The sequence below is a fragment of the Streptomyces canus genome (assembly GCF_001514145.1).
Lineage (GTDB): Bacteria > Actinomycetota > Actinomycetes > Streptomycetales > Streptomycetaceae > Streptomyces > Streptomyces canus.
This window is the reverse complement of the sequence record NZ_KQ948679.1, coordinates 107150-116026: the sequence shown is the minus strand read 5'-3', so window position 1 is coordinate 116026 and position 8877 is coordinate 107150. Positions and strand designations below refer to the sequence as shown.

Genomic DNA, 8877 nt, shown 5'->3' with positions numbered 1-8877 from the left:
GGGGGGGGTGCCTCTATGTCCTTCGTCAAGCCCGAGCTGGTCATGCGGCGACCGTTTCGGGGAGACGTGGTTCGTAGAAGGTTCCGTCGCGGAGCATGGCGAACAGGACGCTGATGCGTTGCCGGGCCAGGCGGAGGAGGGCCTGTGTGTGGGTCTTGCCGCGGGCCCGGCAGCGGTCGTAGTAGGTGCGGGAAGCGGGGTCATGCAGGGCAGCGAACGCGGAGAGGAACATCGCGCGTTTGAGCTGCCGGTTGCCGCCTCTGGGCGCGTGTTCGCCGTGGATAGAGGTGCCCGACTGCTTCGTGGTCGGGGCAAGGCCGGCGTATGAGGCGAGGTGGGCGGCGGTGGGGAAGCCGGTGCCGTCGCCGACGGTGACCAGGAGAACTGCGGCGGTCCTGACGCCGACGCCGGGCAGCGACGTCAGGACCTGGGAAAGAGGGTGGGCCCCCAGCAGCTCGTTGATCTGGGCTTCCAGTGCTCGGCGTTGGTCGTGGACGGCCGCGAGCGAGCGGGCCAGGGACGGGATCACGATGTCGAGGGTGCCAGTGCCCGGAACGACGACGGTCTGTTCGTCGAGCGCGTCGAAGATGTCGTCGATCAGCCGGGTGGCCATGCGTGGGGCCTTGGGGCGGATCAGTTCGACGAGTCTGCGACGGCCGGCTTTCCGCAGGGCGGCCGGGGATCCGTAACGCTCCAGCAGCCAGGTGACAGCCTGGTGATCGAGGCGGGGACCGAGGACGCGTTCCAGGCTGGGGTGGAACTGGGTGAGCAGGCCGCGTATCCGGTTGGAGGTGCGGGTGGCCTCGGCGGCGAGGTCCTGGTCGAAGCCCACGAGGACGGTGAGCTCGGCGGTTATCTCGTCGGTCAGTTCGAGGGAGCGCAGCGTGTGTGGCATGGCGCGGGCGGCGTCCGCGATCACTGCGGCGTCCCTGGCGTCGGTCTTCGCCTCGCCCGGGTAGAGGTCGGCGATCCGGCGCATCGCGAGTCCAGGCAGGTAGGCGACCAGGCAGCCCGCATCGCGGGCAACGGTCAACGGCAGGGCGCCGATCGAGGCGGGCTGATCCACGATCACCAGGACGGTGCCGAACTTCTCGGCCAGTTTCTCGAAGACGGCTCGCAGCTTCGGCTCGCTGTTGGGCAGGGGCTTGTCGAAGACTTTCTTCCCGGCCGGGGTCAGCCCGTGGCCGTGGTGCGTGCTCTTGCCGACGTCCAGGCCGAGGAAGACCCCCACGCCGCTGGTGTCGATCACCATGCCCCCACTTGCTCGATACCGGTGCTGACCTGGGCGTCGGGGCCGTTCTCGCGCATCCACGTTATGCAGACCTGCCGCCCGCGAACGACCAGGCGTTGCGCCCGGCCGGGCGGCGGTCGGACCTCTCATCAGCGTCTCCGACGGCACCCCTCAGACCCGGTGACACCACCCCCCAGGTCATGTGCTCGACAGGGGGCAAAAGTCATGCCGGGCCCGGAGGCCAGCGGCCCTCTTGCAGGACCGCGAAAAACATAACGGGGGCGGGCGAGCGCGACCAGAACCAGGACGACCTCGCCGAGCCGGTGCAGCCGCCGCTCAGCGCGGCCCGCGGCCAAGAGGTGACAGCGGCCGGGCTGCGGGAGGCAATGGACGACGTCCGGCGCTCCGTGGCGTGTTCACTCAGCCGATCCACGAGTGCACCGTCGCCGCCGGCAATCCGGTGCGCACGTGAGACGCGGCCCCGGCCGCCGCGGCCGCGCGCGGGCGCTGTCACGTTGTTGGGTGTGTGGGTGTCTGACGGTGTGCCGGGGCGTGGTCGTGTCGGGTTCCGGCTGTGTGCTCACGGCGCGGTGGGCTGTCCGGCGGTGCCGGTGATCTGGTCCCAGATCGCGAAGCGGATGCTCATCTCGGCTCGGTGGGTGGCAGCGGTCATCAGGTGGCGGCTGGGTCGGAAGTGGGGTGAGATGCCGCTGAACGCGGACAGAAACCGCTGTGCTCCGCCCAGGGAGCGGAAGCCTTTCATCGCGCGTTCGCGTTGCCTGGTGGGCTGGTGGCTGTTCTCGGCCCGGTTGTTCAGGTACTTCGACTGCCGGTGTTCGACGGAAGGCATGACCTCGCGGTGGGCCGCGCCGTAGGAGCGGAGCTTGTCGGTGACGATCACCCGCGGCACCGCGCACGTCTTCTTCATCAGACGGCGCAGGAAGCGCCTGGCGGCGGACTTGTCCCGCCGGTTCTGCACGAGGATGTCCAGGACGTTGCCGTACTGGTCCACGGCCCGCCACAGGTACTTCTGCTCCCCATTGATCTTGATGAAGACCTCGTCCAGGTGCCACTTGTCCCCGGCCTGGGGCTCCCGGCGGCGCAGCGCGTTTGCGTAGGCCTGCCCGAACTTGCCGCACCAGCGGCGGATCGTCTCGTACGAGACGACGATCCCGCGCTCGAGCATGAGCTCCTCGACCTCGCGGAAGCTGAGCGGGAAGCGGTGGTACAGCCACACGCAGTGGGAGATGACCTCGACCGGGTACCGGTGCCCCTTGTACGAGGGCGACACCGCCTCCACGGATAGCCCCCTCCAGCACGATCAACCAGAAGATCATCCCACCCGGTCAACCAACGTGACAGCGCTCTCTTGAGGGCTCGTATGCCACCTCAGGCGCGGGGCTGAGCGTCCAGGAACCGGTGGAGGGATGCTGTCATGCTCGCCAAGAACGCGTCACGGGTCCGGTCGGAGACCAAGTCCAGGGACAGGTAGGGGTTGAGGTCCTCCAGTTCGACGAGGAGTAGCTCGCCTTCCTGGGTGCGGCAGGCGTCCACGCGCTGGATGCCGTGGTCGAGGGTGTTCCAGTCGATGAAGGGCCGGGCGAAGGCCAGGTCGGCGTCGGTGGGCTCGTAGGGCTCAAGGACCCAGCGCCGCTCGGGATCGGGGGCGTGAAGGGCGTACTGGAAGGCGTCGTCGACGTAACAGAAGGACACCTCGTAGCGGAAGTCGATGCGCGGCTGGACCAGGATGTCGCCGTAGGCCAGGTCGCTCAGCTGCTCTCGGGGCACGAAGGTCAGGCCGATGGAGTCCGCGCCCGCTTTCGGCTTGACCGCGTACTGGCCTGCCTCGGGCAGCAGGTGCAGGTCCTCGGGCCGGTCGATGGTGGGGATGACAGGGTATCCGGCGGCGGTCAGGTCCAGCAGGTACTGCTTGCCGGCCATGTCGCCCCGGCCGGACAGCGGGTTGTAGACCCGGATGCCACGGACCATGGCCTGCTCCCGGAAGGCGTCGTACTCCTTCTGGTAGTGCAGCACGGGCCCGCTGTTGCGGACCACGACCACGTCGAAGGCGTCCATCAGGGCGGCGGCATCCAGCGGGTGGCACAGGGCGATGTCGAAGCCGTCGCGCAGTCGGGAGGTCAGGAAGATGTCCTCGTCGCAGTAGCGCCGCCCCCGGGCTGGGTAGGCGAGGTCGGTCACGAACAGAACTCTGCGGCGCTCGGCCATCGTGCAATCTCCTAGGGAGGTGGTGCAACGCATCGTGCCTGGTGAGGCAGACGGCTGGTGGTCAGGAGGGTGGCTTGAGGGTCAGCGCTTGCGGCGCTGGACGACGTAGGCGTACTGGTCGGGCCAGCGCGGCTCGGCGCCGAGTGCGAGGGCGGCGTGCTGCGGCCAGTAGGGGTCGCGCAGCAGTTCACGGCCAAGCAGGACGGCGTCCGCCTGCCCGGACGTGATGATCTCTTCGGCCTGGTGGGGGTCGGTGATAATGCCGACGGCGGCGGCGGGGATACCGACCTGGTTGCGGGCCTGGGCGGCGAAGGGGACCTGGTAGTTCGGCCTGGCGACGATCTTCGCGTCTCGGACCATGCCGCCGGTCGAGACGTCGAGCAGGTCGACGCCGTGAGCGGTCAGTTCCTTGGCGAGGCGGACGGTGTCCTCACCGGTCCAGCCCTCGCGGGTGTCCTCGGGGTTCTCGGTCAGCCAGTCGGTCGCCGAGGTGCGGAAGAAGACCGGCAGCTCGGCGGTCCACACGGCGCGCACCGCGTCGACGACCTCCAGGGCGAAGCGGATCCGGTTCTCGAAGCTGCCGCCGTAGGCGTCGGTGCGGTGGTTGGAGACCGGGGAGAGGAAGGAGTTGATGAGGTAGCCGTGGGCGCCGTGCACCTCGGCGACCTGAAAGCCGGCGGCCAGGGCGCGCTTGGCGGAGTCGGCGAAGTCGGCTACGAGCTGCTGGATCTCGGCCACGGTCAGTTCGTGCGGGACGGGCAGGTCGTCGTACGCGACCGCGCTGGGCGCCACCCTCTGCCATCCGCCCTGGCTCTCGGGTACGCACCGGTCGGACAGCCAGGGCTTGTCCACCGACGCCTTACGGCCCGCGTGGGCGAGCTGGATCGCCGGGACGGCGCCGTGCGCCTTGATGGCCGCGGTGATCCGGGAGAACGCCTCCTGCTGGTGGTCATTCCACAGGCCCAGGTCCCAGGGACTGATCCGCCCGTCGGGACGGACCCCGGTGGCCTCGGCCATGACCAGGCCCGCGCCACCGGCGGCGCGTGAGGCCAGGTGGGCGAGGTGGAAGTCGGTCGGCGCGCCGGTCTCCGGGCCCGTGGGGGCGGCGGAGTACATGCACATCGGCGACATCCACACCCGGTTGGGTATCTGGAGGGAGCGCAGCTTGAGGGGGGTGAACAGAGTGCTCACGGTGTTTCTCTTTCAGGTGGGGCATTGCCGGCCGGGACAACGCCGTCGACGGGGAGATGAGTTGAGATGCGGAGCGCCGGTTCAGCGGGCGGCGTGGGCTGCCACGGCGTCCGCGATGGGGGGCGGCGCCCCTGATGACCTCGACGGTCCGGTCGTTCAGACGCGGTTCGTCGAGCAGCGCCAGCAGGATGGCGGCGACATCGGCCCGGGAGATGGAGCCGGGGCCGGTCTGCTGGGCGAGCGTGACCTGGCCGGTGCCGGGGGTGTCGTCGAGCGGACGATCATCGCCTGGAGCGCGGTCCGGGACCGGATGGCGTTCTCGGCCGCGAGCTTGGCCCGCAGATTGGTAGGGAAGACCGGGTCGAGGCCCTCGTCGTCGACAACCCGCAGATCGGCGCCATGGCGGAGAGTAGCAGGCAGCGTCTGTCTCCGGCGCTCTCGGCGGCGTCCGACAACAGGATCGCCGCGCCGCGGTCCACGCTGTCCTTACGGCCTACCGAACTCCCGGGACCCGCCCCGGCGGCGAAACCCCACGCGGCGGCACCCGTCAGATGCCGGGCGACCTCGCCGCCGGTGGCCTTCTCCAGATCCACGAGCCGGGCCTGGGCCCTGGCCTCCTCCAACGCCTCGGCCTGGGCCGGGTTTCGGATGAGGCCGGTGACCGCATCGCCGCGCCGGGACAGCAGCTGCTCCAGGAGAAGGGCGATCTTGCCGTGCCCTCCTGCGATCACGACCTTCATGATCAGGCCGGCAGGCGGGTGTCGAGGACGAAGTTGACCTCGATGAGCTGGCCCGGGAAGAACAGCGACGCGACGCCGATGGTGGAGCTGGTGGGGCGGTGGTCACCGAAGTAGGCCAGGTTCGCCGCGGCCATCGCCATGTTTTACCGCGGCAGGTCCACGATGAACTGGGTCTCGGAGACGACCTGGTTACGGGTGGCGCCGTAGTGGGCGAGCACCTTCTCGAAGTTGGCGTAGGACTGCTTCAGCTGGGCGTTGAAGTCGCCCGGGTAGAGGAAGTTGCCCTGCTCGTCGTGCGAGAGCTGCCCGGAGACGTAGATCGTGTCGCCGACCTTGATGGCCTGGGCGAAACCGAACTCCTTCTCACCGGAGACGTCGTGGCTGTAGGAATCGATAGCGGTCATGGTGCTTCTCCTTGCTCATGGTTCTGTGCTTGAGGTGCAAGTGTGAGCTCAGGCGGCCGCGAGGCGGGTGACGGCGTCCGCGACGGGGGTGTCACCGGAGGTGAGTTCGACGATCACGCGGCTGAGGGCAGGCGCGTGCAGGGCGGCGTCGAGGAACGCGGCGACATCGTCGCGGTGCACGTCGCCGTACTCGACGGCGGGACCGGCGGTGACCCGGCCGGTGCCGGGGGTGTCCAGAAGGGTTCCGGGACGGACGATCAGCCAGTCCAGATCGGTGCGCGTCAGATAGACGTCGGCGGTTTTCTTGACCTTGATGTAGTGCTCGAAGCCCTCACTACGTGTCCCGTCGCGCAGCGCGTCGGGGAACACCGAGACGAGGACGAACCGCGCCGCCCCGGCCAGCGCGGCCGCGTCGGCGGCCTTTTGAAGGCCACGGCCGTCGATCAGGGTCGTCTTGTCCTGACCGGTGCCATGTGCGCCGGCCGAGAAGACCACGGCGTCATGGCCGCGCATCTTGCCGGCCAGATCCTCGACCGAGTCGGCGATGAGATCACCGACCACCGGGGTCCCGCCGGCCGCCCGCACCGTCTCACCCTGAGCGGGCCCGCGGTGCATGCCGGTCACAAAGTCACCACGTGCGGTGAGGAGTTGAGTAAGGCGGCGGCCGACTCCTCCGGCGGCGCCGATCTGGAACACCTTCATGAGCTCGTCCCGTCTTTCGCGTATGGGGGTGGGTGGTGCCGGCCGCCGGTCAGGCGGCGAAAACCTGGGAGTCATCGGCGAACGCCTTGAACTCCAGCGCGTTGCCGGCCGGGTCGAGGAGGAACATCGTCCACTGCTCGCCCTTCTGGCCCGCGAAACGCACGTACGGCTCGATGACGAACTCGGTGCCCGCCGCCCGCAGCCGCTCGGCAAACTCCTGGAAGGCCTCGACCGTCAGAACCAGACCGAAGTGCGGCACGGGTACATCGTGGCCGTCGACCGGGTTGTGTATGCGCTGCGCGCGCTCCGGCGCGAGGTGCGTGACGAACTGATGGCCGTGCAGATTCCAGTCCACCCACGTGTCCGCACTGCGGCCCTGCTCCAGGCCCAGGACGTCGCCGTAGAAGCGGCGCGCGGCAGCCAGGTCGTCGACCGGCACGGCCAGGTGGAAGCGGGGGATCGGGGAGTCGAGAACGGTCATGGCACTGCCTTCCTGCCGGGGAGCGGAGCGGCCCATGGGCGATCCTGCTCGGCTTGTCCTAATGTTGACATCACGACAACGTCTGAATGTTAACATTAGGTCATCGGTGGAGGAGGTGCAATTCAGGCATGAGTGATCAGGGCAAGGTGGCCCCGGCTCGCCGCCGGGGTCTGGCTGACGAGGTTGCGGACCGTATCCGCGAGGCCATCTTCAACGGGGCCTACGCCCCGGGCGAGCAGCTGCGCGAGGTGGAGCTGTCCGGCGAGCTGGGCGTCAGCCGCGGCCCGGTGCGCGAGGCGCTGAGGCTGCTGGAGCGCGAGGGCCTGGTGCACTGTGCGTGGCACCGGGGCACGACGGTGACGACGCTGTCCGCAGAGGACGTGGCTGAGCTCGACAGCCTGCGCGGCGCGCTGGAGGACCTCGCCGTACGGCAGGTGATCGCCCACGCCTCGGACGAGGACCTCGCGTCCATCGCGAAGACGGCCGACATGATGGAGCGGGCCAGCGATGCGCACGAGATGGTGCGCCTGGACATCGCCTTCCACGACGCGGTGTTCGCCGCCGCAGGGCACCAGCGCCTCGCCGACGCCTGGGACGGCATACGGTGCCAGGTCCACCTGTTCTTGCTGACCAGGATCAGCCGCAGCACCGCCGGCTACCTCGACTGCATCCCGCCTGAGCACCACGGACTCGTCACCGCACTGCGCGCCCGGGACACCAACACCGCCCTCGACCTCTTCGCAGCACACCGGCGCCACGCCGTCGACGTGGTCGTCGGAACCACTGCATGAGTGTCGGCAAGCGATGGCACCCTTAAGTGATCAACGCACCACCCACGGATGATCATGTGATCGTGGAGGCACAGGTGGGTGACTACGGGTTTTCGCCGGCTCAGCAGGATGAGATCTGGAGACGCTGGCGCGAGGGGCAATCGTTCAGACGGAAGCCCCTGCGGAGCCCATGGCGCCCTGACGACGCGGGCTCAGCTGGTCCTCAGAGGCCGACGAGCTTCTGGACGGCTGAGCGGCCGTCCAGTGTTCCCCGAGCCGAAGTAGCTCCGATCTCCTGTCCCGTTCGTGCAGGTCACCTCCGTTCGAGAACCCCTCCTGTTTCTCAGCCTGCGGGCCGACGACCCCACGCCGGAATCAGCGGTCACACTCCAGCAAGCCGCGTCACCAACGTGTCAGAACAGCACACGCCGGGTGCGATCGCGTAGTTGGCGGCGACCAGGTCTTGGACGACGAAGACGGTCGCATCGTCGCCGGCAGTGACCGCAGCTAGGGTGCGGACGTGGTGGGAACAGAAGACACGCGCTTGATTGTTTTGCGCGGAAATAGTGCGTCAGGGAAATCATCCGTCGCGGCCGGCCTACGCGAGAAGTTCGGCCGCAACCTCGCGATCGTCGGCCAGGACAACCTGCGCCGGATCGTGCTGCGCGAACGCGACCGGCCCGGTGGAGCGAACATCGGGCTGATCGACCTCACCGCCCGCTACGCCCTGGACAACGCCTTCCACGTGGTCGTGGAGGGCATCCTGTACGCGGACCGCTATGGCGCGATGCTGCAGGACCTGCTGCGCGCCCACCGCGGCGTCTCCCGGTGCTACTACCTCCACGTGCCCTTCGAGGAGACGCTGGTCCGGCACGCGACGAAGCCCGATGCCGAGTACCTGGCGCACGTCACCGAGGTCCAACTGCGCGACTGGCATCGGGACAAGGACCTGCTGCCCGGTGACCTGGAGACCGTCATCGACGCGGCCAGTGCCCTGGACGACACGGTCCAGCAGATCCTGCGCGAGAGCGGCCTGGACCGGGTCCTCCCGATCGACCGCTGACGTGAGTGATCAGCGGCTCAGCCAGATGCGCGGCCCCGCGCGAACGCGGGCCAGAACGGCCTTCTGTTG

At 68.8% G+C, this 8877-nt stretch carries 9 protein-coding genes and 1 pseudogene; 2 read left to right on the top strand and 8 right to left on the bottom strand.

The annotated features are described in order from the left end of the window. Positions 1 to 40: 40 nt before the first annotated feature. From AQJ46_RS46040 to AQJ46_RS46005, 8 genes and pseudogenes are all read right to left on the bottom strand, one after another. Positions 41 to 1252, bottom strand: coding sequence for an IS110 family RNA-guided transposase (locus AQJ46_RS46040; RefSeq protein WP_167368265.1), 1212 nt, complete (start codon positions 1250 to 1252; stop codon positions 41 to 43). 559 nt (positions 1253 to 1811) lie between these two features. Then, positions 1812 to 2531: an IS6 family transposase gene (locus AQJ46_RS46035; RefSeq protein ID WP_059211333.1), complete on the bottom strand. Its 720-nt coding sequence runs from the start codon at positions 2529 to 2531 to the stop codon at positions 1812 to 1814. A gap of 89 nt (positions 2532 to 2620) precedes the next feature. Continuing rightward, a complete protein-coding gene (locus AQJ46_RS46030) occupies positions 2621 to 3457 on the bottom strand; it encodes an ATP-grasp domain-containing protein (RefSeq protein ID WP_059211332.1) in 837 nt (278 codons plus the stop codon). A gap of 81 nt (positions 3458 to 3538) precedes the next feature. Further along, positions 3539 to 4648, bottom strand: a complete 1110-nt coding sequence (locus AQJ46_RS46025) for an NADH:flavin oxidoreductase/NADH oxidase (protein ID WP_059211331.1) — start codon at positions 4646 to 4648, stop codon at positions 3539 to 3541. 281 nt (positions 4649 to 4929) lie between these two features. Beyond that, positions 4930 to 5379: an NAD(P)H-binding protein gene (locus tag AQJ46_RS46020; RefSeq protein WP_318656746.1), complete on the bottom strand. Its 450-nt coding sequence runs from the start codon at positions 5377 to 5379 to the stop codon at positions 4930 to 4932. Between the two features lie 11 nt (positions 5380 to 5390). Further along, positions 5391 to 5792 (bottom strand): annotated as a pseudogene (locus AQJ46_RS46015) (RidA family protein). A gap of 48 nt (positions 5793 to 5840) precedes the next feature. Then, complete coding sequence (locus AQJ46_RS46010; protein ID WP_059211330.1) at positions 5841 to 6494, bottom strand: NAD(P)H-binding protein; 654 nt, start codon at positions 6492 to 6494, stop codon at positions 5841 to 5843. Positions 6495 to 6543: 49 nt separating this feature from the next. Then, entirely contained in the window at positions 6544 to 6975 is a 432-nt protein-coding gene (locus AQJ46_RS46005; RefSeq protein ID WP_059211329.1) for a VOC family protein, read from the bottom strand. Positions 6976 to 7103: 128 nt separating this feature from the next. On the opposite strand from AQJ46_RS46005, the gene AQJ46_RS46000 reads away from it, so the two are divergent. Together AQJ46_RS46000 and AQJ46_RS45995 are read left to right on the top strand one after the other, a co-directional pair. After that, positions 7104 to 7766 carry a GntR family transcriptional regulator gene (locus AQJ46_RS46000; protein WP_059211328.1) on the top strand — a complete coding sequence of 221 codons (663 nt, stop codon included), beginning with the start codon at positions 7104 to 7106 and terminating at the stop codon, positions 7764 to 7766. A gap of 499 nt (positions 7767 to 8265) precedes the next feature. After that, entirely contained in the window at positions 8266 to 8808 is a 543-nt protein-coding gene (locus AQJ46_RS45995) for a P-loop NTPase family protein (RefSeq protein ID WP_059211327.1), read from the top strand. The last annotated feature ends 69 nt before the right edge of the window (positions 8809 to 8877 follow it).

Excerpts from the sequence above, each read along its gene's own strand:
- AQJ46_RS46040 (WP_167368265.1), bottom strand. The coding sequence starts at position 1,252 with ATGGTGATCGACACCAGCGGCGTGGGGGTCTTCCTCGGCCTGGACGTC.
- AQJ46_RS46030 (WP_059211332.1), bottom strand. The coding sequence starts at position 3,457 with ATGGCCGAGCGCCGCAGAGTTCTGTTCGTGACCGACCTCGCCTACCCA.
- AQJ46_RS46010 (WP_059211330.1), bottom strand. The coding sequence starts at position 6,494 with ATGAAGGTGTTCCAGATCGGCGCCGCCGGAGGAGTCGGCCGCCGCCTT.
- AQJ46_RS46005 (WP_059211329.1), bottom strand. The coding sequence starts at position 6,975 with ATGACCGTTCTCGACTCCCCGATCCCCCGCTTCCACCTGGCCGTGCCG.
- AQJ46_RS46000 (WP_059211328.1), top strand. The coding sequence starts at position 7,104 with ATGAGTGATCAGGGCAAGGTGGCCCCGGCTCGCCGCCGGGGTCTGGCT.